The following is a 22,727-nucleotide window of genomic DNA, read 5'->3' as shown; positions in this document are numbered from 1 at the left end:
CGGCCTGCGCGGCGGCCGCGGCGCGCATCCGCGCGGTGAGTTCCGCGGCGGCGGTGGCCCGCTGCTCGGCCTCGGCGCGCAGCTCCCGCTCGGCGCGTACCACCCTCGCCAGCTCGTCGTGGGCGGCTCTGGCCCGGGCGTCGGCGGCCGCCTTCGCCTGTTCGATGTGGTGGCGTTCGATGGCCAGCGCCGCGGTGCCGGCGAAGACCCGGGCGAGGGCGAGGTCGGCGTCCTGCGGCACCCGGGGGGTGCGGTGGTACATGGCGAAGGTGCCCAGCAGGCTGCCGTCGCGGGCCAGGATCGGCGTCGACCAGCAGGCCGCCACCCCGGCCTGCTGTGCGAGGTCCCGGAAGTCGTCCCAGAACGGGTCGGTGGCGATGTCGGTGACGATGACCGGTTCCCGGCGATGCGCCGCGGTGCCGCAGGAGCCGACGCCCTCGCCGGTGGCGATGCCGTCGATGGCCTCGTTGTAGAAGTCGGGCAGGCTGGGTGCGGCGCCGTGGCGCAGGTGCCGGCCGTCGGCGTCGGCCAGCAGCACCGACACGAGCACCTGGTGCGGGGCGAGCTGCTCGATGCAGCGGGCCATGCCGTCGAGCACCTCGGCCAGGGGCGCCTGCCGGGCGATCTGCTCCACCAGGGCGCGGTGCTCGGCCATCAGCCGTTGGGCCTGCTTGACCTGGGTGGTCTCGACCCCGATCACCCGGATGCCGCAGACCGTGCCGTCGGCGGCGCGGCGCGGCTCGTAGGTGAAGTCGAAGTACGCCTCCCGGGCGTGCAGGCCGGAGCCGAGCAGGACCCGGACGTCCCGGCCGGTGTAGGGCTCGCCGGTGCGGTAGACCTCATCCAGCAGCGCGATGAAGCCCTGGTCGGCCAGTTCGGGCATGAGCTCGGCGAGGGCGACTCCGGTGCGGGCCCGTTCCTCGCCGATGGTGGCGAAGAACGCCGGGTTCGCGGTCTCCACCCGGTGCGTCGGCCCGGTCAGTGACGCGAACACGGCGGTGGACTGCCCGAACAGGGCCCGCAGGTCCTCCTCCGCGCCGGGCTGGTCAGCGGCCGGATCCGCGGCGGCACGCCGCTGGCCTGACACCGCTGTCATGTTGTCCTCTGCCTCTCGTGCGCGACCGGCCGGGGCGGTGACCGCAGGTGGATCGGGACCCCGGTGCTGCGGATGAGGGTAACGGATGAACCGGGCCCACCGCACAACTCGCCCCGGGCTCCGCCGCCGGGTCGACCCGGCCCCGGAAACGGGCCGGTCAGGTCGGCTGGACCTGGTCGAAGACGGCGAGGGCTTCGGCCGGGTCCGGGCTCACCAGGCGGTCCAGGCCGGCCGCCGTGATCCGCGCCCACCCGCCGGCCCGCGCGCACATCTGTTCCTCGAAGGCACGCACCACCTCGTCGAGGTCCGCGGGGTCGGCGGCGGCGACGGACTCGGCGAGTTCGGCGCCCTCCAGCATCGCCAGGTTGGCGCCCACCCCCAGCGGGGGCATCAGGTGGGCGGCGTCGCCCAGCAGCGTCACCCCGGGCACATGCGGCCAGGTGTGGCCCACGGGCAGGACGTAGAGCGGGCGGTGCACGAACGCGCCGCCGTGGCGGAGCAGGTCGAGGACGGGTGCCGCCCAGCCGGGAAACAGCGCCAGCAGGTGCGACCGTACGGCCTCGACGTCGGCCAGGTCCAGGCCGGTGTGCCAGTCCAGCGGCGCGCGGAACCGGGCGTACACCTTGACGTGGCCGCCGCTGTTGCGCTGGGCGACCAGCGATCGGTTCACCCCGTACACGCCCACCGAACCGGCGCCGATCAACCGGGCCAGCTCCGGGTGGCGGGTGTCGACGTCGTCGAGGGAGGTCTCGACCGAGGTGATGCCGGTGTAGTGCGGTGTCGCCGGGGAGACCGCCGGCCGGGTCCGGGACCAGGCCCCGTCGGCGCCGACGACGAGGTCGAACGTCTCGGCGCGCCCGTCGGCGAACCGGACCAGGACGCCGTCCGGGGTTCCCGGCAGGACCTGCGTGACGGCCCGCCCCCACTTGACGTCGAGGGGGCCGAGCAGCAGGTCACGCAGCTGCCCGCGGTCGATTTCGGGATTGGCCCGCTCGTCGGGACGGGGTTGCCAGTCGCGCAGCACGGTGCCGTCCGGGTCCAGGATGCGCAGGGCCTGCCCTTCGGGGCGGGCCAGCGCCTGGAAGCCGGCCAGCAGCCCGGCCTTGTCCAGCGCCCGCTGGCCCAGCCCTTCGTGCAGGTCGAGGGTGCCGCCCGGGGGCCGGGCGTCGCGGGCGGGGTCGCGTTCGAAGAGGGTGACGGGGTGGCCGTGGCGGTACAGGACCCGGGCGAAGGTGAGGCCGGCGGGGCCGCAACCCACCACGGCGATACGATGTCTCATGCCGATACACCGTATTGGCTGGGTCGAGGTGCGGCCAGCAGAGGGGTGACCATGAGCGTCTGGGACCGGCCGGAGCCACCGGCTCCGCCCGTGCCGCTGGACCGGCAGCGGATCGTCGCCGCCGCCATCGCGCTGGCCGACGAGGGCGGCCTGGACGCGGTGTCGGTGCGCAAGGTCGCCGCCCGGCTCGACGCGGGCCCGATGCGCCTGTACGGCCACATCGCCACCAAGCAGGAACTGTTCGACCTCATGCTCGACGAGGTCCAGGCCGAGATCCTCCCCGAGGAGCAGCCCGCAGACTGGCGGGAGGCGCTGTCCGTCCTGGCCCACCGCACCCGGCAGGCGGCGCTGCGCCACCACTGGCTGGCCGACCTGCTCGGCGGCCGCCCGAGCCTGGGCCCGCACGGCCTCGCCGTGACCGAGGCCACCCTGGCCGCCCTCGACGGGCTGGCCGACATCGACACCGTGCTGCGCGCGGTGGAGACCGTGGCCGCCTACTTCACCGGCGCGATCCGGCGCGAGATCGCGAACCTGCGGGCCGAGCGGGCCACCGGCCTGTCCGAACGCGACTGGCAACGCGCCCACGGCCCGCACGTGACCAGGATGCTGGCCACCGGCCGCTACCCGACCCTGAGCAGGGCCGTACACGACGGCACCGACGTCGACCCCGACGCGTCCTTCGCCACCGGCCTGGACTGGATCCTGGACGCCGTGGCCGCCAAACTCACCGGCCCACCGGCGTGACCGGCACCCGCTGCCGGCCCGGGGTGCGGCGGGCAACGGTGGACCGGAACGGAAATCGGGGCGCGGCTCGCGCCGCGCCCCGATGCTCCCAGGCCCTTCCCGGCCGGTGGGGCGAGGAAAAGCGACGGCGACCTTCGGACCGACCCGACGTGGACTGGCTGCCCCCGCCTGGCCGTTGTCTACTGGCCGTGCCGCTCATCCTGCCCGTACACCGGTAACCGCGGCCGGTCCGCGCCGCCCCGCCGACCCCCGCCCGCTGGACCTGGCCGCCGCAACCTTTTCGGTCACTCGGCCAGCAGGCGAAGGGACGAAGCGAACAACAGCCGCTTCCCGTAGTAGGACTCAAAGACGGTACGGCGTCGACCCCCGCCGCTGTCAACCCACCCCGGCCTGTCGTGTGGTGCGCCACGGCGTGTCGCGTCGGCGCGTCTCGATGCGTGGCCGCGCGGGCGGCTCAGCCGCCGAGGTGACGACGCAGCAACGCGGCCGCCGCCCCCGGATGATCCGCCGCGAGCAGACCACCGGCAGCCAGCACGTAGTCGACGTCGACGACCGGGCGGGCGGCGCGCGGCAGCGGCCACCCGCCGGCGTGGTCGGCGAGCACCGCGCCGAGCACCCCCGCGGCGTCACCCGGGTCGGCGTGCCGCAACACCCCGCCCGAACCCACCATCAGCCGCACATCCCGCAGGTCCCGGCCGGCCCGCTCCCCTGTGGCGGCGCCCCGCGCGTGCCGACGCAGCGCCACCGTCGCGGCGAGCGCGGCGATGCGCCGCTCCGCGGCCCGCTCGGCCGCGTCGGCGGGCAGGAACGCCGGATCCGCGGCCCGCACCGCCGCCGCGGCCGCCAACCCGTCCTGCTCGCCCGGCGCCAGCAGGCGTTCCTCGACGGCGGCCCGGACCACCCCGGGGGCGCTCCACCGCATGCCGAGATCCCCCTCCACGGTGCGGGCCCGCCACAGCGTGCCCGCCACCTCCTGACCGGGGCCGCTGTCCCGCTCATCGGGGGTCAACACCGAGTACACGTCGGTGGTCGCCCCGCCGACGTCCACCACGGCCAGGTCACCGCCGAGCGCGTCGGCGAGGACCTCCACCCCGGTGAGCACCGCGTCCGGCGTGGCGGCCCGCACCAGGCGGGCGAACCGCCCACCCCGGGACAGCCGCTTACCACCGATGACGTGCCGCAGGAACACCTCCCGGATCGCCGCCCGGGCCGGCGCCGGGGCCAGCACCCCGATGCGGGGCAGCACATTGTCCGCGACCGTGACCGGCACCCCCGCCGCCGCGAGCAGCGCCCGCAACTCGTCGCGAACCTCGACGTTGCCGGCCAGCACCACCGGCACCCGGAACCGGGCCCGGGCCAACCGGGTCGCGTTGTGCGTCAACGTCTCCGCGTCACCGCCGTCGGTGCCCCCGACCAGCAACACCACGTCCGGGCGGGCGGCGCGCAACGCGGCCAGCCCGGCCCGCCCGAGCCGCCCACCGGCCACATGCACCACGTTCGCCCCCGCCGACAGGCCCACCCGCCGGCCCGCCTGCGCGGTGACCAGCGGCTCATAGCCCACCACCGCCAGACGCAGACCACCGCCGGCCGACGAACAGACATACCACGGCACGTCGCGCCCACCCAGCCCGGCGGTGGCCGCCGCCACCGCGGCGTCCAGGCCGTGCAGCACGTCGCTGCCCACCGTCGTCGGCGCCGACGCCGCCGCGACCAGCCGGCCACCGTCGAGGTCCACCACCGCGGCCTTGGTGTACGTCGACCCGACGTCGGCGCAGACCGCGACGTTCACGCCGCCGGCGGCACGACCACCGTGCCCGTCGCGGTGACCGCCACGACCGGCTCGGCCAGCACCTCCGCGGCCGACTCACCCCGCTCCGGCCGGCCCCGACACACCACCCGCGCCTCGAAGTCCAGGGTACGGCTGCGCGTGCCGACCCGGGTGACCGTGGCCACCACCTCCAGCACGTCCCCGGCCTTCATCGGCGCCCGGAACTGCACGTCCGAATAGGAGGCGAACAACCCCTCGTCGCCGTCGGTACGGATACACACCTCCGTGGCCACATCCCCGAACAGGCCCAACGCGTACGCCCCGTCGACCAGGTTGCCCGCGTAGTGGGCGTGCGAGTACGGCACATACCGTCGATGGGTGACCGTCACACCCAGCCGCGCGTCGCTCATGCTCCCGCCTTCTTCTCCGTGATCAGCGCATGGACCAGATACGACGCCACCTCACCCGGCGTGGTGCCCCGGCCGAAGATCCGGTCCACCCCCAACTCGCCGGCCATCGTCTCGTCGAAGCGCGGCCCACCCACGATCAGCAGCGGCCGCCGACCGGCCGGCATCGCCTCCCGGAACGCCGCCGACATCTCCCGGGTGTTGTGCAGGTGCGCGTCGCGCTGGGTGACCACCTGCGACACCAGCACCGCGTCGGCCCGCTCCCGCCGGGCCGCCTCCACCAGCTCCGGCACACTCACCTGCGCACCCAGGTTCGTCACCGTCAACTCCCGGTAGTACTCCAGGCCCTTCTCCCCGGCGATGCCCTTGACGTTCAAAATCGCGTCGATGCCGACGGTGTGCGCGTCGGTGCCGATGCACGCCCCCACCACCGACAGCTTGCGCCGCAGCCTCCGCTTCACCACCGCGTTGACCTCCTTGGCCGACAGCAGCGGAAAGTCCCGCTCCACCACCTGCACCGCCGACAGGTCCACCAGGTGGTTCACCCGGCCGTAGACCACGAAGAAGGTGAACCCGTCACCCATCTGCCTGGCATGCACCAGCATCGCCGGGTCCAGACCCATCTTGTTGGCCAACTGCACCGCCGCGCCCTCGGCCCGCTTGTCCAACGGCACCGGCAGCGTGAACGACACCTGCACCATGCCGTCACCGGTGGTGTCCCCGTACGGCCGGACAACCGTCTTCTCCCCCGCCGCCGTCACGCCCGGTCCCCTTCCAGGATCTCGGTGGCCGGGTTGTAGTAGTCGGCCTCGTGCCGCGCCACACCGTCCAGGCCCTTGCCCCGGTCCGCCGGCCGCTTCATGATCCCGAAGGTGCCCTCGGCGATCGCGGTCAGCAACGACTGCTCCCCGATGCGATCCAACAGCTCCACCGCCTCGCCCAGCACCCGGTGCGCCCGCTGCTGGATGAACCCGCCCGACGCCGGCACGAAGTCCTCGTGCAACCCACCCGCCGCGCCCAACACGTACCGCACGTTCTGCAGCGCGATGTCCCGGTCCGACAACCACGGCGTCACCACCGCCTCGGTCATCATCCCCACCAGCAGGATGCCCTGCCCGGTCATCGCACCCACCAGGTTGAAGAACCCGTCGAGCAGGTTGCCCCGGAACACATCACCGGTCATGTGCTTCGTCGGCGGCATCCACTTCAACGGCGCGTCCGGGAACAACTCCCGCGCCAGCAACGCGTGCGCCAACTCCAACCGGAACGACTCCGGCAGATCCGGGTTGATCTCGAACGCGTGCCCCAACCCCAACTGCCAGTCCGCCAACCCCGCCTCGTGCGCGAAATACTCGTTGAGCAACTGCGACACCGTCACCGTGTGCGCCTCGTCCACCGCGTCCGCCGTGGTCAGGTAGTTGTCCTCACCGGTGTTGATGATGATCCCCGCCCGCGCGTGCACCTGCCGCGAGAACCGCTGGTCCACGAACGTGCGGATCGGGTTGATGTCGCGGAACAGGATCCCGTACATCGAGTCGTTCAACATCATGTCCAGCCGCTCCAGCCCCGCCAGCGTGGCCATCTCCGGCATGCACAACCCCGACGCGTAATTCGTCAACCGCACGTACCGGCCCAACTCCTTCGACGACACGTCCAACGCCGCCCGCATCAGCCGGAAGTTCTCCTGCGTCGCGTACGTGCCCGCGAACCCCTCCCGGGTCGCCCCCTCCGGCACGTAGTCCAGCAACGACTGCCCCGTGGACCGGATCACCGCGATCACATCCGCCCCGGCCCGCGCGGCCGCCTGCGCCTGCGGAATGTCCTCGTAGATGTCGCCCGTCGCCACGATCAGATAGATCCACGGCCGCTGCTCCGGGTCCCCGTACCGCTTCACCAGCCGGTCCCGCTCGGCGCGACGCCGGTCGATCTGCCGCACCCCCGCCGCGACCGCCTTCCGCGCGGCCCGGCGCGCCGCGGTGGCGGCCCTACCGGTCGGCTGGCCAAACCGCACCGACCCGGCGGCGGCCTTCTGCGCCAGCAGCGTCACGTCGCCCAACTCCTCCCGGGCCAGGGCGTCGAACACCGGCACGGCCACCCCGTGCCCGAGACCCACGTCGGCGACGACCGCGTCAACGAGCCGGTTCACCCACGGAATGCCGTCCGGGTCCGCGCCGGTCACCCCGGCCAACCGCAGCACCGCCCGCTCCACCGACACCGTGGTGTGGCTACGCGCCAGATCCACCACCGGCTGCCCCGCCCGGCGCGCCAACTCCCGCGCCCGCGCCACCAGCACCGGATCCAACCCAAGCTTGCCCGTCACGCCGCCACCCTCGCTCCGCTCCGCGACGCCGCGCCGACGCCACCCCGTGCCGATCGTCCGCCCGCCCGCCCGCTCACGAACCGCCCTCCTGATAGATCACGTCACCGCGCAGCACCGTCGCCCGGCACACCGGCAACGGCGTCGGATCGTCCGCGCCGCGCGCCTCCGGATCCTCGGCCTGCAACACCGGCAGACCCCGCTCCACCCCGGCCGGGCTGTCCCACACCGCGAACGTCGCCGGCGCACCCAACGCGAGCACCCCCTCGTTGTCCAGGTGCACCGCCCGCCACCCGCCCCGGGTGTGCGCCGCGAACGCCGACCGCACCGTCATCCGCTGCGCCGGATTGTGGTGCGCCACCGCCGCCCGCACCGACCCCCACGGATCCAGCGGCGTCACCGGCGAGTCCGACCCGAACGCCAACGCCACCCCCACCGCGTGCATCGCCCCCATCGGGTTGGACTCCAACGACCGCGCCAACCCCAACCGCGACTCGTACATCCGGCCCGCCCCACCCCACAGCCGGTCGAACGCCGGCTGCACCGACGCCACGATCCCGTACTCCACGAACCCGGCGATGAGCCGCTTGCTCATGATTTCCGCGTGCTCCACCCGGTGCCGGGCCGCCCGCAGCCGATCCACCCCCACCGTCCGCGCGGCCCGCGCGAACCCCTCCAACACCGTCCCGATGGCCGCGTCACCGATCGCGTGGAAGCCGCCCTGCAGCCCGTGCGCCGCACAGTCCAGCAGATGCTCACCCACCTGCTCGGCGGTCACGTAACCGTGCCCGCACGCCCCCGGCTCCCCGTCCAGGTAGGCCGCCGACACGTGCGCCGTGCGCGAACCGAGCGCCCCGTCGGCGTACAGGTCACCGCCGGCACCGACCGCACCCAACTCCCGGGCCTTCGCCGCGCCCAACAGCTCACCCCAGTACCCGTACACCTCGGGCACACCGTCGCCGGAGATCGCCAGCAGGCCGGTGAAGTCGCTCTCGTCAGAAGTGCCCGGGCCGCCGCACTCGTGCACCGCGGCGATGCCCAGCGACGCCGCGTGCCGCAGCGCGGCACGCTGGGCGGCCACCCGCTGCGCCGCCGTCACCGACCCCAACGCCGCCGCCCGCACCACATGGTGGGCGTCGCGGCGCAACCAACCCGACGGGTCGTAGCCGGCCGCGCCCGCCACGTCCGGACAGGCGGCCAGCAGCGCCACCGACACCAACGCCGAATGGATCGACGCCTGCGACAGGTACACCCGGCGGCCCCCCGCCGCCCGGTCCAGCGCGGCCGCGTCCGGCAGCGCCGGCCGCGACCAGCACGACTCGTCCCAACCATGGCCCAGCACCACCGCGTCCGCCGGCAGGCCGGCCGCGAACGCCGCCACCGCGTCCAGCAGCTCGGCCGCGGACCGCACCGCCGACAGGTCCAGCCCCGACAGGGCCAATCCGGTGTCGGTGGCGTGCACGTGCGCGTCCACGAACGCCGGGGTCACCAGCGCCCCGCCCAGCTCCACCACCCGGTCGGCGGCCGGCGCGTCGGCGTCGACGCCCAGCCAGGCGATCCGCCCGTCACGCACCAGCAACGCCGTCGCGCTCGGGTCGGCCGGACAGTGCAGCACTCCGCCGCGGTACAAGGTCGAGGGGTTCGTCATGACGCTCAGTCTGCCGCCAGCCGGGCCTCGAACAGACGACGCACCCCCGGCTCGCCGCGCAACAGGTCCAGCGCCAGCGCGGCATGCCCCGGCACGTACCCGTTGCCGACCAGCATCGTCACGTCCGCGGCCAGGCCCTCCGCGCCCAGCGCCGCCGCCGCGAAACTCGTCGCCATCGAGAAGAAGATCACCGTGCCGCCGTCCTCGGTGGCGAGCACCGCCCCGTGCTCACAGCCCGGCACGTCCACGCAGACCACCGTGACGTCCGCGGGCGCGTTCAACGCCGTGGTCACCGCCGTGGACAACCCCACCGGATCCCGCGCGTCGGCCAGCGCCACCACGTCGGCCAGACCGGCCGCCGCCAGCGCGTCACGCTCCGCCACCACCGGCACCACCCCGACCGTACGGCCGGCCCCCGCCCGCCGCGCCGCCGCCAGGGACAGCGAGCCGCTCTTGCCCGCCCCACCGATCACCGCCACGCTCACCGGCCGCGGGTCCCCCTCACGGCCGCGCCGCGCCACCTGCTCGGCGACCACCCGGGCGGTCAACGCCGGCGCCCCGCACACGTCCAGCACCGCCAGCGACAGCTCCGGGTGCAGGTCGTCCGGGAGCACCGCGGCGATCGACCGGGCGAACAGGATCGCGTACCCGTCACACGGCACCTGCTCGCTGCGCCCGTCCCAGGCCGCCAACCCGTCCAGGATCGTCAGCGGGGTCAGCGTCAACGACACCAGGGTGGCCACCCGCTCGCCCGGGCGCAGCCCGAGCGGGGACCGCTTCCCGGCCTCCTCTACGGTGCCGATGAGCATGCCGCCGGAGCCGGTCACCGGGTTCTGCATCTTCCCCCGGGTCGAGATGATCTCCAGCACCTCGGCGCGGACCTTCTCCCCGTCCCCGCCGTGCTTCTCCGACAGCTGGCGGAAGCTGGCCGCGTCCAGGTTCAGCCGCTCCACCCGGATCCGCACCTCGTTGGCGGCGATCCGCGGGTCGGCGTCCAGCCGCCACGCCGCCTGCGGCAGCACCCCCGCCGGTTCCACGACTCGGTGCAGACCCACCGGTGACGTCACGCCGACCCCCTATGTCCAGCCGCCCGAAACCCCGGTCTGGGCTCGCGTCGCGGGAAAACTTACGGCAGACTAATTTCTTCACCGGATATTTTCCAGTAGCCTACGACGTCGTTGATCACCCGCAACAGCTCAGGAGGGGCCGTGACCCAGACCCAACCGGTTGAGACCATCCCTCAACCCCGTCACGCCCCGGTCGCCGTTCCGACCGCCGGGCAGCCGTACGAATACCGCCGCAGCCCGCTGGTCGAACCCGACTGGACCCGCTTCCCCGGCTGGCGCCACGTCACCCGCGACCAGTGGGAGAGCGCCCAGTGGCAGCGGGTCAACTGCGTCAAGAACATCAAGCAGCTGCGTACTGTGCTCGGCGACACCGTCGACGAGCGCTTCTACGCCGACCTCGAGGCCGACCAGAAGGCCCTGGCCACCATGTCCATGCTGGTGCCGCCGCAGATGCTCAACACCATGGTCCCGGACCAGCCGATGAGCACCGAGGCCTTCCTCGCCGACCCGATCCGCCGCTACATGATCCCCGTCGCCTCCGACCGGCGCACCGACTGGCCCTCCCACCCCTACGCCAGCCGCGACAGCCTGCACGAGCACGACATGTGGGTCGCCGAAGGCCTCACCCACCGCTACCCCACCAAGGTCCTCGCCGAACTGCTCTCCACCTGCCCGCAGTACTGCGGGCACTGCACCCGGATGGACCTCGTCGGCAACTCCACCCCCGCGGTCGACAAGCTCAAACTCTCCCTCAAGCCGGTCGACCGCTACGACGCCCACATCAGCTACCTCAAGGCCCACCCCGGCGTCCGCGACGTGGTCGTCTCCGGCGGCGACGTCGCCAACGTGCCGTGGCGCAACCTCGAGTCCTACCTGATGCGGCTGCTGGAGATCGAAACCATCCGCGACATCCGGCTCGCCACCAAGGCCCTCATGGGCCTGCCGCAGCACTGGCTCCAGCCCGACGTCGTCGAGGGCCTCGAACGCGTCGCCCGCACCGCCGCCCGCCGCGGCGTCAACCTGGCCATCCACACCCACGTCAACCACGCCCAGTCGCTGACCCCGCTGGTCGCCAAGGCCGCCCAGACGGCCCTCGACGTGGGCGTCCGCGACGTACGCAACCAGGGCGTGCTGATGCGCGGCGTCAACGCCACCAGCGCCGACCTGCTCGACCTCTGCTTCGCGCTCCAGGGCGAGGCCGGCATCCTGCCGTACTACTTCTACATGTGCGACATGATCCCCAACGCCGAGCACTGGCGGGTCCCCGTCTGGCACGCCCAGCAGCTCCAGCACGACATCATGGGCTACCTGCCCGGCTACGCCACCCCGCGGATCGTCTGCGACGTCCCGTTCGTCGGCAAGCGCTGGGTGCACATGCTCACCGACTACGACCGCGACCGCGGCATCTCCTACTGGACCAAGAACTACCGCACCTCGATCGAGTCCGCCGACCTCGAAGCGCTCAACAAGCGGTTCGCCTACTACGACCCGATCGACACCCTGCCCGAGTCCGGCCAGGCCTGGTGGGCCGCCCACCGCGACGACTGACCCCCGTACCGACCACGGCGCCCGGCACCCCCGTCAGGAGGGCCGGGCGCCGTCGTCTGCGCCGCCGCGCGCGGGTCACTTGTCGAACGCGTCCTTGATGTCGCGGCCGGCGTCCTTGACGTTCTCCCCGGCCTGCCGGGCGCGCGCCGTGGACTGCTCGCTGGCGCCCTCGGCCCGCAACCGTTCGTTGTCGGTCGCGTCGCCGATCCGCTGCTTGGCGGCGCCGCTCAGCTCCTGGGCCTTGTTCTTCGCCTTGTCGGTGAAGCTCATCGGTTTCCCCCTCGCTGCCGGGTGCGCCGGGCCAGCCGGCCCGATCCCCTGTCGCGTGCCCGTCGTGCCGGTGCCGAAACCAGGCCCGCTGCGGTGCGCGGCTGCATCACCTGCAAGGCGTCCTAGGATACTAGGGGAAGTGTGGGAACGGGGTGACTGGTTAACTGGGGCGCATGGGAGAAATCCTGCTGATCCGGCACGGCGAGACCGCCTGGAGCGCCAGCCGGCGGCACACCTCGTACACCGATCTGGAGCTCACCCCCGACGGCGAACGGCAGGCCCGCGCGCTCGCCACCGCCCTGGCCGGACGCGACCTCGTCCGGGTGCTGGCCAGCCCCCGCCGGCGCGCGCTGCGCACCGCGGACCTCGCCGACCTGCGCATCGACGCCACCGACGAAGACCTCGCCGAATGGAACTACGGCGAGTACGAGGGCCGCACCACCGCGGACATCCACGAGACCGACCCGGGGTGGAACATCTGGACCGACGGCTGCCCCGGCGGGGAGTCACCGGCGCAGGTCGGCGAGCGCCTCGACCGCGTGCTCGCCCGGATCACTCCCCTGCTCGACGCCGGCACCGTCGCCCTGGTCGGGCACGCGCACAGCCTGCGGGTGCTCGGCGCCCGCTGGATCGGGCTGCCGCCGGCCGCCGGCGGGCTGCTGCGGCTGGACACCGCCACCCTGAGCCTGCTCGGTCACGAGCACGGCCGGCAGGTCATCCTGCGCTGGAACCAGCCGGTTCCGCCGCCCCCCGCGACCGCCCCCGACCGGGCTGCTCGGCACTGATCCGGGGCGGCCGGTTCTCGTAGGGCGTGGAGAGCACCACGGTCGTGCGGGTCGTCACGTTGGCCGCGGTACGGATCTCCTGCAGCAGCCGCTCCAGGTCCGTCGGGCCGGCCACCCGCACCAGCAGCAGGTAGAAGTCCTCCCCCGCCACCGAGTAGCACGAGTCGATCTCCGGCAGGTGGGCCAGCCGCTCCGGCGCGTCGTCCGGCTGCGACGGGTCGAAGGGGCGGATCGCCACGAACGCGGTCAGCGGCAGGTCCAGCGCCTCGAACGACACCCGCGCGGCGTACCCCTTGATCACCCCGCGCTGCTCCAGCCGGCGGACCCGCTGGTGCACGGCCGACACCGACAGCCCCACCCGCTCGGCGAGGTCGGTGTACGACAGCCGACCGTCCCCGGTCAGCGCGGCGACGATGGCGCGGTCGATCTCCTCCACGCGCTGCAACCTACCGGAGCGCGGCCCGTCGCGCCGTACCCGGTCCGCGGGCCGGGACCGGCCGTACCGGCCACCTCCGGGCGGGGCCGGCGGCCGGCCTCACGCCTCGGGCCCGGGCTCGGCCCGCCGCCGGTCGCCGTGATGGTCGACGAGGCGGGTCAGCAGGTCGACCAGGCTGCGCCGGTCGGCGGCGGGCAGCGGCGCGAGGAACTCCTCCTGGGCGTCGGCGACCAGCCGGTCGAGGTCGGCGAGCCGGTCGCCGCCCGCCGCCGTGATGCTGACGATGTTGCGTCGCCGGTCCGCCGGATCGGGGGCGCGCTCGAGCAGCCGCCGGTCGGCGAGCTCGTTGACGGTCGCCACCATGTCGCTGCGGTCGATGCCGGTACGCCGGCCCAGCGCGGCCTGGCTGGCCGGCCCGAACTCCGCCAGCGCGGCGAGCAGCGCGTAGTGGTAGCGCCGGACGCCGGCCCCGGCCAGGGTGCGGTCCACGATCCGGTTGGCACTCAGCGCGGCCTGGTTGGCCAGCCGGCTCGGCAGCGCCCGCAACCGCCGCGGCGTGCCCTCTGCGGTCTCCACGGCAGTCAATCTAGCAACTCGTTGGCCGCGCCCACGGTCGTCGACACCGGCGGCCCCGTCACCCCTTGGCGAGCGCCCGGGAGATGACCAGCCGCTGGATCTGGTTGGTGCCCTCCACGATCTGCAGCACCTTCGCCTCCCGCATGTACCGCTCGACCGGGTGGTCGGCGACGTAGCCGGCGCCGCCGAGCACCTGCACCGCGTCGGTGGTCACCCGCATAGCCAGGTCGGTGGCGAAGAGCTTCGCCTTCGCCGCCTCGATCGAGTACGGCCGGCCGGCGTCGCGCAGCCGCGCGGCGGCCAGGGTCAGCGCCCGGGCCGCGGAGATGCCGGTGGCGTGGTCGGCGAGGTTGAAGCCGAGCCCCTGGAAGTCGATGATGGGCCGACCGAACTGCTGCCGCTGCCGCGCGTAGTCGACGGCGTAGTCGAGGGCCGCCTGGGCCAGGCCGACCGCGCAGGCGGCGATGCCGAGCCGGCCGGAGTCCAGCGCGGACATGGCGATCCGGAAACCGGCACCCTCCCCACCGATCAGCCGCTCGGCCGGCACCCGGGCGTCGTCGAAGGCGATCTGCGCGACCGGGGAGGCGTGCAGCCCCATGGTGCGCTCGGCGGCCTGCGGGACGATGCCGGGCGTGTTCCGGTCGGCGAGCAGGCAGGAGATGCCCTTCGGGCCGGGGCCGCCGGTGCGGCAGAAGATGTTGTAGAAGTCGGCGACCCGGGCGTGCGTGATCCACGCCTTGGTGCCGGTCACCACGTAGTCGTCGCCGTCGCGGACCGCCTTCGTGGTCAGCGCCGCCGCGTCGGAGCCGCCCTGCGGCTCGGAGAGGCAGTACGCCCCGAGCAACTCGCCGCCGATCATGTCGGGCAGCAGCTTGCGCTGCTCGTCGGTGCCGAACCGGGCGACCGGGTGGCAGGACAGGGTGTGCACGCTGACCGCCTCGGCGACGGCCAGCCAGCGGCTGGCGAGGATCTCCAGCACCTGCAGGTAGACCTCGTACGGCTGGGCGGCCCCGCCGTGCTCCTCCGGGTAGGGCAGCCCGAGCAGGCCGGAGCGGCCCAGGGTGCGCAGCACCTCGCGGGGGAACTCGCCGCGCGCCTCGAAGTCGGCGGCCCGCGGGGCCAGCTCGCGGTCGGCGAGCTCGGTGGCGAGGTCCAACAGGTCGCGGGCCTCGTCGGTGGGGAGGATCCGGTCGACGTTCATAGCGCGATGAGCTCCGTGGGGGTGGTGTTGAGCCGTTGCCCGCCGTCCGTCGTGCAGACGACGATGTCCTCGATCCGGGCGCCGTGCCGCCCGGCGAGGTAGATCCCGGGTTCGACCGAGAAGGCCATGCCGGCCTCCAGGGGTCGGCGGTTGCCGGCCACCACGTACGGCTCCTCGTGGGTGTCGAGGCCGATGCCGTGGCCGGTGCGGTGCAGGAAGGCGTCGCCGTAGCCGGCCGCGGTGATCACCTCACGGGCGGCCGCGTCGACCGCCTCGGCGGTGATCCCGGGCCGGACCGCGGCCACCGCCGCGCGCTGCGCCTCGTACAGCACCGTGTAGTAGTCGGTGAACTCGGCCGGGGCCGGCCCGCCGGCGACATAGGTGCGGGTGCAGTCGGAGCGGTAGCCGGACGGCATGGTGCCGCCGATGTCGACCACGACCGGCTCGCCGGCCCGGATCGGCCGGTCGGAGGTGCCGTGGTGCGGGCTGGCGCCGTTGGGGCCCGCGGCGACGATGACGAAGTCCACGGTGACGTGGCCCGCCGCCCGGATCGCGGCGGCGAGGTCGGCGGCCACCTGCGCCTCGGTGCGGCCCGGGCGCAGCCACCGCCCCATCGCGGCGTGCACGGCGTCGATGGCGGCGCCGGCCTCGGCCAGGGCGGCCACCTCGGCCGGGGACTTGCGCAGGCGCAGCTCACGCAGCACCGCGGAGGCGAGGCGCTGGGTGGCCTCGGGCAGCGCGGCGCGCAGCGCGAGGACCTGCTCGGCCCACATCCGGTCGGCGAGCCCGACCGCGGCCACCGGCCCGGACAGCGCGGCCCGGACCAGCGGGTACGGGTCGGTGCCGTCGGCGTGGTCGACCAGGCGCACCGCCGCGACGCCCGGGGCGGCCTCGGCGGCCGGCCGCTCCAGGGTGGGCACGATCAGGGTGGCTTCGCCCTCGGCGGGGAGCACGAGGCAGGTCAGCCGCTCCCCCGCGTGGGCGTCGTAGCCGGTCAGGTAGCGCAGGTCGGAGCCGGGGGTGAGCAGCAGCGCGTCCAGGCCCGCCGCGGCGGTGGCGCGCTGGGCGGCGGTCAGCCGCGCGGCCGGGTACAGCTCGTCGAGTCCCACCCCCAGAGCTTAACGGTCGTTTGGGTCGGTACGGGAGCCGGTAAGCCGACCGGCGTGCCCCGTGCGCCCGGCCCGCCGCCGCTACGCTCGGTCGGACACGGTTCCGGCGGAGGGAGCAGGATGGACGGCACCGGGCGGATCGGCCGGCTGATGATGATGCGGGCCCAGCCCGGGCGCGGGAGCGAACTCGCCGACGCGCTGGTGCGGGTGGCCGAAGGACTGCGCGGATTTCCCGGCTGCGAGCTCTACCTCGTCAGCCAGGACCGGTCGGCGCCGGACACGGTGCGGGTGACCGAGGTGTGGGCCGACGAGGCCGCCGCGCAGGCGGCGCTGGCCGCGCCCGCCGCCGACTCGACCGCTCCGAGCGTCAATGACGTGCTGGCGATGCTGGCCGGGCCGCCCGAGCGGGTGGACGTCGTCCCCCTCGGCGGGGTCGGCGCGGGCGACGCCGGGCGATGACCGCGGAGCCGCCCGAGCTGATCGTCCCGGACGCGCCGGCCTGGCGGGACTGGCTCGCCGCCCACCACGCCGATCCGACCGGGGTCTGGCTGGTGCTGGCCAAGCGGGGCACCACCAGCCCCACCCGGCTCGGTTACGACGAGGCGCTCGACGAGGCACTCTGCCACGGCTGGATCGACGGTCAGGTCCGCCGCCGCGACGAAGCCACCTACCGGCAGCGGTTCACCCCGCGCCGCCCGCGCAGCCCCTGGTCGGCGCGGAACGTCGGCATCGTGGCGCGGCTGACCGCGCAGGACCGGATGCACCCGGCCGGCCTGGCCGAGGTGGAGCGGGCCCGGGCCGACGGCCGTTGGGACGCCGCGTACGCCGGCCAGGCCAGCGCGGAACCTCCGCCGGACCTGCTGGCCGCGCTGGCCGCCGAGCCCCGGGCCGAGCGGATGTTCGACCTGCTCACCGCCCGCAACCGCTTCGCGGTGATCTACCGGGTCACCAGCGCCAGACGGGCCGACACGCGCCACCGGCGGATCGCCGAGTTCGTCGCCATGCTGGCGCGCGGCGACACGCCGTACCCGCAGCGGCGCACCCTGGACGACGGCGGGGAGTCCTCGTAGGCGGACCGCGCCGTCTCGCTGCGGGGTCGAGGCCCATTTGATCAACCCCGGTTGCGGCAGGTGGTGGTGTCCGGAGCCCCTGAAAGGCCGCTTTGCCGCAGCCGGAGTTGATCATCCAGGCGGCGGGCGAACCCGCCGATCCGCGCCGCGGCGGGCGGCCGGCGGTCAGCGGCCGGTAAACCGGTCCGCCTCGGGCTTGCTCAGCCCGGACGCCTGGAGCAGTTCGTTGGCCACGATGAAGATCTGCGAGACGACGATCGTGCCGGAGAAGCCGAGCCCCCGGGCCCGGGCCCGGCGTGCCTGCTCGACCGCGTGCAGCGCCCGGGCCCGGGCGAGCGCCGGATCCCGGCCGGCCAGGAAGTCCCGGTGCAGCAGCCGCAGTGACTGCCCGAAGGTCTCGATCGCGGCCGGCAGCTCGGGTGGGACCGGCTCCCCGGTGTCGAGCAACGCGACCGCCCGGCGGACCATGTTGCGGCTGTTGGTGAAGGCCAGCTCCAGGTGGCTGGCGGCGTGCTGGTAGCGGCGCAGCCGGGAGCGGTTGCGCCGCCGCCAGGGAGACAGCGACGCCACCTCCGCCGCCGCCGCGACGATCTCGGTGGTCTGCCGCCGCTCCGCCTCGGCGGCCTGGAGGCGTTGCAGCGCCGCGTCGGCCTGCCCGCCGTCGGCGGCGACGAGGGCCTGCGCGGTGCGGGTCAGCTGGTCGGCGAAGAGGTCGAGGGTGGGACCCGCCGCGCGGTGCACCACCCGCACCGGATTCAGCGGCAGCAGCAACAGCGCCACCACCACCGCCACCCCACCGCCGACCAGCGCGTTCGCCGTACGCGGCACGGCGAGGTCCGGCGCGTTCGGCTCGACCGTGCCGAGCAGCACGGCCGTGCTGCCGGCCTGCACCATCACCGCCCCGCTGCCCCGGAACGCCACCGCCGCCGAGATGGCCAGCGCGACGACCAGCCCGGTCTGCACCGGCCCGTTGCCGATCACCTGGATGATCAGGTCGCCGATGAGCACGCCGACGATCACCCCGGCGAGCAGCTCGGCGGTGCGGCGGACCCGGTTGCCGATGGCCGCGGCGATGGTGCCGACCGCGGCGGCGGGCGCGAACAGCGGCTGGGGGTTGTGCAGCAGGGTGTGGGCGACATACCAGGACAGCCCGGCCGCCACCCCGGCCTGGAGGGCCACGATGAAGTACCGGCGCAGCCGCTCGTACGCCTCCCGCAGCTCCCGCCCGGTGGCCGTCGCAGCCTTGCTCACGGCGCCACCGGGCGGTCCGGGCGGCACCGGCGCGGCGGCTCGGGCGCGGTCACGCCCCGCTCTACCCACCCACCGCACGGGTAGTCCCGGCCGTGGCCGGTTCCGGCCGAGGGTCAGGCGCCGGCCTCGGCGCGCAGGTCGTCCTCGGACGCGCCGCGCCGCCAGTAACCGGCGAAGGTGATCCGGCGGCGGTCCAGGCCGCGCTCACCGACCAGGTGCCGGCGCGCGGCGCGCACCATGCCGGCCTCGCCGGCCAGCCACGTGTACGGGTTGGCGCCGGGCAGCCGGGTGGCGCGCAGCGCGTCGGGCAGCAACGCCCCGGCGGGGGCGGTGGCGCCGCGGACCAGCCAGGTCACCTCGGCACGCGCCTCGGTGGGCAGCGGTTGGATGTCGCCGGGCTCGGGCACCTCGACGAGCCCGCGGACCGGGGTGCCGGCGGGCAGCCAGTCGAGGATGGCACCGACCGCCGGCAGCGCCGTCTCGTCGGCGACCAGCAGCACCCCGTCGGTGCCGGCCGGCGGCTGGAAGCGGACGCTGCGCTCGTCCGGCACGGCCGGGCCGAGGATCAGCACCGGATCGCCGGCAGCGGCCCGCCCGGCCCAGCGGGTGGCCGGGCCGGTGTCGCCGTGCCGGACGAAGTCGATGTCCAGCTCGCCGCGCTCCGGGCGCTGCGCCCGGATGGTGTACGAGCGCATCACCGCCCGCACCTGCGGGTCCAGGGCACGCCAGGCCGGGTGCCAGTTGTCCCCGGCTTCGACCGGCACGACCGGGGCGGCCTGCCCGGGGTGCGGCAGGAAGAGCGAGACGCTCTGGTCCCGCCCGCCGCCGGCGAAGTCGACCAGGTCCTCGCCGCCGAAGGTGACCCGGACCAGGGAGGCGCCGACCGGGCGGACGGCGCGCACCCGGGCCGCGTAGAACCGGTACCGCAGCGCGACGGCCGTGCTCACGAGGTGACCTTCTTCGCCCCGCGGATCGCGGTGGCCAGGCTCTCCAGCAGCGGGGCGGCGCCGGCGTACGAGAAGCGGGGCACCGCGTCCCACGGGGTGACCTGGTTGGCCTTGACCGCGGGCAGTTGCGCCCAGGTCGGCTTCGCGGCCAGGTCCTTGGGCTGCAGGGCGGTGGGTCGGTTGTCGAGCAGGATCAGGTCGGCCGGGAACTTGCCGGTGTTCTCCCAGCTCAGCGCCTCGAAGTAGTCCCCCTGTTCGAGCTTGGTCGGCAGCACCAGGTCGACGCCGAGTTCGGCGAAGTACATCAGGTCGGTGCTGACCTTCGGGTTGGAGACGTAGAACAGGTCGGGGCTGCCGGAGGCGGCCATCACCTTGATCCCCGGGTTGGCCTTGACGGCCGCCCGGACGGCGTCGGCGGCCGCGGTGAAGCGGGCCTTCGCGTCGGTGACCTTCTTGGCGGACAGGTCGGCGCCGAGCGAGCGGGCGAGTTCGGCGTAGCGCTCGATCGGTCGGGTCATCGGCACCCGGGCGGTGGTGATGGCGACGCTCGGCGCGAGCGGCAGGATCTTGGCCTTGCTCTCGTCCGGCACGTACCAGAGCGCACCCGGGTCGTACATGTGGGTGACCAGCAGGTCGGGGCGCAGCCCGGCGTACTTCTCCAGGTTGAACTCGCCCCACGCGTTGCCGAGGATCTCGACGCTCTCCACGTCGAGGTCGCCGGCCTGCGGCTCCTTGCTGCCGTCGGCCTTCTTGGTCTCGCCGAAGACGCCGACGATCTGCTTGTCCACCCCGAAGTCGACCAGCGCGGCGGCCACCCCGGTGAAGGCGACGATCCGTGCCGGCCGGCTGGCGGCGTCGACCTTCTCCGGGCGGTCGTCGGTGAAGGACCAGGGGCCGCCGGTGGCGGCGGTGCCGGTGGCGGTGTCGCCGTCGCCACCGCAGCCGGCGAGCAGGGCGGCGAGGCCGGCGGCACCGCCGGCGGCGAGCAGGCCACGGCGGGTGAGGCGGCGGCCGGACAGGGTCTCGGGCATGGTGTCGTCTTTCGGTACGGGTCGGATGACCATGGACAGCGGGCTTAGGTTAACCTAACCTAACTGCCTGTCAAGCCTGTTCACCGCCCCGGAGCCCACCCTGTACGTCATCGCACCCATCCCACCCGCCACCGTCGCCGGCCCGGCGTCCCGGCGTCGCCGCTGGCGCGGCGCCGGCCTGCTGCTGGGCCTGCTCCTGCTCGGCGCGGTGGCGGTGCTCAGCGTCGCCGTCGGCGCGAAACCGCTCAGCCTCAGCGAGGTGTGGCAGGGCCTCACCGACCCGGCCGCCGCCGACTACGCCGTGGTGCACCGGATGCGGCTGCCCCGCACCCTGCTCGGCCTCGCCGCCGGGGCCGCCCTCGGCGTGGCCGGCGCCGCCATGCAGGTGCTCACCCGCAATCCGTTGGCCGACCCGGGCCTGCTCGGCATCAACGCCGGCGCCTCGGCCGCGGTGGCCACCGCCACCGTCCTGTTCGGCGTCACCGCCCTGGACCACCAGGTGTGGTACGCGCTGCTCGGCGCCGCCCTGGTCACGGTCGCCGTGCAGGCCGTCGGCGGCGGGCGGCAGGCCACCCCGGCCCGGATGGCCCTCGCCGGCGCGGCGCTCAACGCGGCCCTCTACTCCTACGTCAGCGCCGTGATGCTGGTGGACAGCACCTCGCTGGAGCGGCTGCGGTTCTGGACCGTCGGCTCGCTGGCCGGCGCGCGCACCGACACCGTGCCCGCCCTGCTCCCCTTCATCCTGGCCGGCCTGCTGCTCGCCCTCGCCGCGGCCCGCCCGCTGGGTGCCCTCGCCCTCGGCGACGACCCGGCCCGCGCCCTCGGCGCCCGACCCGGCCTGGTCCGCGCCGCCGTCGTCGCGGCGGTCACCCTGCTCTGCGGGGCGGCCACCGCCGCCTGCGGCCCGATCGTCTTCGTCGGGTTGCTCGCCCCGCACCTGGTGCGCGCGTTCACCGGCCCGGACCCGCGCCGGCTGCTGCCCTGGTGCGCGATCTTCGCGCCGGTGCTGCTGCTCACCGCCGACGTGGCCGGGCGGCTGCTGGGCCGCCCCGGCGAACTCCAGGTCGGCCTGGTCACCGCCGTGCTCGGCGGTCCGCTCTTCCTCTACCTGGTCCGCCGTGGACGGGTGGCCCGCCCGTGATCGTGCTGCGCCTGCCCGGCGGGCTGTCACTGCGCCTGCACCCCCGGGCGCTCGTCGTCGGCAGCGCCGGCGTCCTGCTCGCCCTCACCCTCGGCGTGTTCGCCATCGGCGCCGGCGACTACCCGATCGCCGCGCGCGACGTGCTCCGCGTGCTGGTCGGCGGCGGCAACCCCGCCGACCGGTTCATCGTCACCGAGCTGCGCCTGCCCCGGCTCGTCACGGCCCTCGCGGTGGGCGCCGCGCTGGGCCTGGCCGGCGCGGTCTTCCAGTCCCTGACCCGCAACCCGCTGGGCAGCCCGGACGTCCTCGGCGTCACCTCCGGCGCGGCCACCGGCGCGCTGGTCGTGGTGGTGGCCGGCGGCAGCAGCGTCGCCCTGGCCGGGGCGGCGGCCGTCGGCGGCACGCTCACCGGCGCGCTGCTCTACGCCCTGGCCGGACGCTCCGGAGTGGGCGGTCACCGGCTGGTCCTGGTGGGCATCGGGGTGACCGCCATCCTCACCGGCGTCAACGGCTGGCTGCTCACCCGCGCCCCGCTGATGGACGCGGCGCGGGCCACCCTCTGGATCACCGGCAGCCTGGACGGCCGCGGCTGGGCCAACGCCCTGCCGGTGCTCGGCGCGCTGGCCGTGCTGGTGCCGGTCGTGCTGCTGGCCCGCGCCCCGGCGCTGCGGCTGCTGGAGATGGGCGACGACAGCGCCGCGGCGCTGGGCGTGCCGGTCCGCCGGGTCCGCGCCGCCGCCCTCGGCACCGCGGTGCTGCTGGTCTCGCTGGCCGCGGCGGCCGCCGGCCCGGTGTCGTTCCTCGCGCTGACCGCCCCGCACCTGGCCCGCCGGCTCACCCGCGCCCCCGGCCCCAATCTGCTGCCGGCGGCCGCCCTCGGCGCCGCGCTGCTGGTCGCCGCCGATCAGCTCGCCCAGCACGCGGTCGCCGGCCACCAACTGCCCGTCGGTGTGGTCACCGGCGTGCTCGGCGGCGGCTACCTGGCCTGGCTGCTCGCCGGCGAACGAGGAGGCCGGCGATGACCGGCCCGGATCGG

General features: G+C 74.6%; 23 protein-coding genes. 7 read left to right on the top strand and 16 right to left on the bottom strand.

What is annotated here, in order from left to right:
* The coding region (locus LQ51_RS01645) for a GAF domain-containing protein (protein ID WP_046562823.1) at nucleotides 1-1,096 on the bottom strand (1,096 nt) is incomplete at its 3' end.
* A gap of 157 nt (nucleotides 1,097-1,253) precedes the next feature.
* The gene (locus LQ51_RS01640) at nucleotides 1,254-2,375 is read right to left on the bottom strand and encodes an FAD-dependent oxidoreductase (RefSeq protein ID WP_046562815.1); all 1,122 of its coding nucleotides are present in this window, start codon (nucleotides 2,373-2,375) and stop codon (nucleotides 1,254-1,256) included.
* A gap of 51 nt (nucleotides 2,376-2,426) precedes the next feature.
* On the opposite strand from LQ51_RS01640, the gene LQ51_RS01635 reads away from it, so the two are divergent.
* On the top strand, nucleotides 2,427-3,119 hold the full coding sequence (locus LQ51_RS01635; protein WP_046562822.1) for a TetR/AcrR family transcriptional regulator: 693 nt from the start codon (nucleotides 2,427-2,429) through the stop codon (nucleotides 3,117-3,119).
* 454 nt (nucleotides 3,120-3,573) lie between these two features.
* On the opposite strand, the gene LQ51_RS01630 is transcribed toward LQ51_RS01635, so the two are convergent.
* The 6 genes from LQ51_RS01630 to LQ51_RS01605 all read right to left on the bottom strand — a co-directional run bounded on the left by LQ51_RS01630 (nucleotide 3,574) and on the right by LQ51_RS01605 (nucleotide 10,314).
* Entirely contained in the window at nucleotides 3,574-4,908 is a 1,335-nt protein-coding gene (locus tag LQ51_RS01630) for a glutamate mutase L (RefSeq protein ID WP_046562814.1), read from the bottom strand.
* Nucleotides 4,905-5,297 carry a 3-aminobutyryl-CoA ammonia lyase gene (locus LQ51_RS01625; protein WP_046562813.1) on the bottom strand — a complete coding sequence of 131 codons (393 nt, stop codon included), beginning with the start codon at nucleotides 5,295-5,297 and terminating at the stop codon, nucleotides 4,905-4,907. Before LQ51_RS01625 ends, LQ51_RS01630 begins: the two co-directional genes overlap by 4 nt.
* Nucleotides 5,294-6,055, bottom strand: coding sequence for a lysine 5,6-aminomutase subunit beta (locus LQ51_RS01620; RefSeq protein WP_046562812.1), 762 nt, complete (start codon nucleotides 6,053-6,055; stop codon nucleotides 5,294-5,296). The genes LQ51_RS01625 and LQ51_RS01620 overlap by 4 nt, the downstream gene beginning before the upstream one ends.
* Nucleotides 6,052-7,614, bottom strand: a complete 1,563-nt coding sequence (locus LQ51_RS01615) for a lysine 5,6-aminomutase subunit alpha (protein ID WP_046562811.1) — start codon at nucleotides 7,612-7,614, stop codon at nucleotides 6,052-6,054. The genes LQ51_RS01620 and LQ51_RS01615 overlap by 4 nt, the downstream gene beginning before the upstream one ends.
* 73 nt (nucleotides 7,615-7,687) lie before the next feature.
* The gene (locus LQ51_RS01610; RefSeq protein WP_046562810.1) at nucleotides 7,688-9,259 is read right to left on the bottom strand and encodes an amidohydrolase; all 1,572 of its coding nucleotides are present in this window, start codon (nucleotides 9,257-9,259) and stop codon (nucleotides 7,688-7,690) included.
* A 5-nt stretch (nucleotides 9,260-9,264) separates the two neighbouring features.
* Nucleotides 9,265-10,314: an L-erythro-3,5-diaminohexanoate dehydrogenase gene (locus tag LQ51_RS01605; RefSeq protein ID WP_197087497.1), complete on the bottom strand. Its 1,050-nt coding sequence runs from the start codon at nucleotides 10,312-10,314 to the stop codon at nucleotides 9,265-9,267.
* Between the two features lie 153 nt (nucleotides 10,315-10,467).
* Here LQ51_RS01605 and LQ51_RS01600 point away from each other — a divergent pair, with 153 nt between their 5' ends.
* On the top strand, nucleotides 10,468-11,874 hold the full coding sequence (locus LQ51_RS01600) for a KamA family radical SAM protein (protein ID WP_046562808.1): 1,407 nt from the start codon (nucleotides 10,468-10,470) through the stop codon (nucleotides 11,872-11,874).
* A gap of 75 nt (nucleotides 11,875-11,949) precedes the next feature.
* On the opposite strand, the gene LQ51_RS01595 is transcribed toward LQ51_RS01600, so the two are convergent.
* Nucleotides 11,950-12,144 (bottom strand): CsbD family protein, encoded by a 195-nt coding sequence (locus tag LQ51_RS01595; protein WP_046562807.1) that lies wholly within the window; start codon nucleotides 12,142-12,144, stop codon nucleotides 11,950-11,952.
* A gap of 173 nt (nucleotides 12,145-12,317) precedes the next feature.
* On the opposite strand from LQ51_RS01595, the gene LQ51_RS01590 reads away from it, so the two are divergent.
* Nucleotides 12,318-12,929 (top strand): histidine phosphatase family protein, encoded by a 612-nt coding sequence (locus LQ51_RS01590; RefSeq protein ID WP_046562806.1) that lies wholly within the window; start codon nucleotides 12,318-12,320, stop codon nucleotides 12,927-12,929.
* Here the strand turns inward: LQ51_RS01590 and LQ51_RS01585 are convergent.
* The 4 genes from LQ51_RS01585 to LQ51_RS01570 all read right to left on the bottom strand — a co-directional run bounded on the left by LQ51_RS01585 (nucleotide 12,859) and on the right by LQ51_RS01570 (nucleotide 16,257).
* Nucleotides 12,859-13,365: an Lrp/AsnC family transcriptional regulator gene (locus LQ51_RS01585; RefSeq protein WP_046562805.1), complete on the bottom strand. Its 507-nt coding sequence runs from the start codon at nucleotides 13,363-13,365 to the stop codon at nucleotides 12,859-12,861. The genes LQ51_RS01590 and LQ51_RS01585 overlap by 71 nt on opposite strands.
* 99 nt (nucleotides 13,366-13,464) lie before the next feature.
* Complete coding sequence (locus LQ51_RS01580) at nucleotides 13,465-13,941, bottom strand: MarR family winged helix-turn-helix transcriptional regulator (RefSeq protein WP_046562804.1); 477 nt, start codon at nucleotides 13,939-13,941, stop codon at nucleotides 13,465-13,467.
* A gap of 58 nt (nucleotides 13,942-13,999) precedes the next feature.
* Nucleotides 14,000-15,142, bottom strand: a complete 1,143-nt coding sequence (locus LQ51_RS01575) for an acyl-CoA dehydrogenase family protein (protein WP_046562803.1) — start codon at nucleotides 15,140-15,142, stop codon at nucleotides 14,000-14,002.
* Nucleotides 15,139-16,257, bottom strand: a complete 1,119-nt coding sequence (locus tag LQ51_RS01570) for a M24 family metallopeptidase (RefSeq protein ID WP_197087495.1) — start codon at nucleotides 16,255-16,257, stop codon at nucleotides 15,139-15,141. Before LQ51_RS01570 ends, LQ51_RS01575 begins: the two co-directional genes overlap by 4 nt.
* Nucleotides 16,258-16,371: 114 nt before the next feature.
* On the opposite strand from LQ51_RS01570, the gene LQ51_RS01565 reads away from it, so the two are divergent.
* Nucleotides 16,372-16,710 carry an antibiotic biosynthesis monooxygenase family protein gene (locus tag LQ51_RS01565; RefSeq protein WP_046562801.1) on the top strand — a complete coding sequence of 113 codons (339 nt, stop codon included), beginning with the start codon at nucleotides 16,372-16,374 and terminating at the stop codon, nucleotides 16,708-16,710.
* A complete protein-coding gene (locus LQ51_RS01560) occupies nucleotides 16,707-17,321 on the top strand; it encodes a YdeI/OmpD-associated family protein (RefSeq protein ID WP_046562800.1) in 615 nt (204 codons plus the stop codon). Before LQ51_RS01565 ends, LQ51_RS01560 begins: the two co-directional genes overlap by 4 nt.
* A 165-nt stretch (nucleotides 17,322-17,486) precedes the next feature.
* Here LQ51_RS01560 and LQ51_RS01555 read toward each other — a convergent pair whose 3' ends face one another.
* From LQ51_RS01555 to LQ51_RS01545, 3 genes are all read right to left on the bottom strand, one after another.
* Nucleotides 17,487-18,572 carry an FUSC family protein gene (locus LQ51_RS01555; protein ID WP_156312948.1) on the bottom strand — a complete coding sequence of 362 codons (1,086 nt, stop codon included), beginning with the start codon at nucleotides 18,570-18,572 and terminating at the stop codon, nucleotides 17,487-17,489.
* A 113-nt stretch (nucleotides 18,573-18,685) separates the two neighbouring features.
* Entirely contained in the window at nucleotides 18,686-19,519 is an 834-nt protein-coding gene (locus tag LQ51_RS01550) for a siderophore-interacting protein (RefSeq protein WP_046562798.1), read from the bottom strand.
* Nucleotides 19,516-20,550, bottom strand: a complete 1,035-nt coding sequence (locus LQ51_RS01545; protein WP_046562797.1) for an ABC transporter substrate-binding protein — start codon at nucleotides 20,548-20,550, stop codon at nucleotides 19,516-19,518. The genes LQ51_RS01550 and LQ51_RS01545 overlap by 4 nt, the downstream gene beginning before the upstream one ends.
* Nucleotides 20,551-20,617: 67 nt before the next feature.
* Here LQ51_RS01545 and LQ51_RS01540 point away from each other — a divergent pair, with 67 nt between their 5' ends.
* Together LQ51_RS01540 and LQ51_RS01535 are read left to right on the top strand one after the other, a co-directional pair.
* Nucleotides 20,618-21,691, top strand: a complete 1,074-nt coding sequence (locus tag LQ51_RS01540; RefSeq protein ID WP_369799810.1) for a FecCD family ABC transporter permease — start codon at nucleotides 20,618-20,620, stop codon at nucleotides 21,689-21,691.
* On the top strand, nucleotides 21,688-22,713 hold the full coding sequence (locus tag LQ51_RS01535; protein WP_046562795.1) for a FecCD family ABC transporter permease: 1,026 nt from the start codon (nucleotides 21,688-21,690) through the stop codon (nucleotides 22,711-22,713). The genes LQ51_RS01540 and LQ51_RS01535 overlap by 4 nt, the downstream gene beginning before the upstream one ends.
* Nucleotides 22,714-22,727: the final 14 nt, after the last annotated feature.

Origin of the sequence: Micromonospora sp. HK10, assembly GCF_000982955.1 — a bacterium.
In the GTDB taxonomy this organism is placed as follows: Bacteria; Actinomycetota; Actinomycetes; order Mycobacteriales; family Micromonosporaceae; genus Micromonospora.
The sequence above is the reverse complement of the archived record's forward strand: the minus strand, read 5'-3'. Positions and strand labels throughout refer to the sequence as shown.

What these genes read in the sequence shown, in the direction of transcription:
- LQ51_RS01575 (WP_046562803.1), bottom strand. Translation starts at nt 15,142, where the DNA reads ATGAACGTCGACCGGATCCTCCCCACCGACGAGGCCCGCGACCTGTTG.
- LQ51_RS01610 (WP_046562810.1), bottom strand. Translation starts at nt 9,259, where the DNA reads ATGACGAACCCCTCGACCTTGTACCGCGGCGGAGTGCTGCACTGTCCG.
- LQ51_RS01590 (WP_046562806.1), top strand. Translation starts at nt 12,318, where the DNA reads ATGGGAGAAATCCTGCTGATCCGGCACGGCGAGACCGCCTGGAGCGCC.
- LQ51_RS01545 (WP_046562797.1), bottom strand. Translation starts at nt 20,550, where the DNA reads ATGCCCGAGACCCTGTCCGGCCGCCGCCTCACCCGCCGTGGCCTGCTC.
- LQ51_RS01635 (WP_046562822.1), top strand. Translation starts at nt 2,427, where the DNA reads ATGAGCGTCTGGGACCGGCCGGAGCCACCGGCTCCGCCCGTGCCGCTG.
- LQ51_RS01560 (WP_046562800.1), top strand. Translation starts at nt 16,707, where the DNA reads ATGACCGCGGAGCCGCCCGAGCTGATCGTCCCGGACGCGCCGGCCTGG.
- LQ51_RS01595 (WP_046562807.1), bottom strand. Translation starts at nt 12,144, where the DNA reads ATGAGCTTCACCGACAAGGCGAAGAACAAGGCCCAGGAGCTGAGCGGC.
- LQ51_RS01640 (WP_046562815.1), bottom strand. Translation starts at nt 2,375, where the DNA reads ATGAGACATCGTATCGCCGTGGTGGGTTGCGGCCCCGCCGGCCTCACC.
- LQ51_RS01625 (WP_046562813.1), bottom strand. Translation starts at nt 5,297, where the DNA reads ATGAGCGACGCGCGGCTGGGTGTGACGGTCACCCATCGACGGTATGTG.
- LQ51_RS01565 (WP_046562801.1), top strand. Translation starts at nt 16,372, where the DNA reads ATGGACGGCACCGGGCGGATCGGCCGGCTGATGATGATGCGGGCCCAG.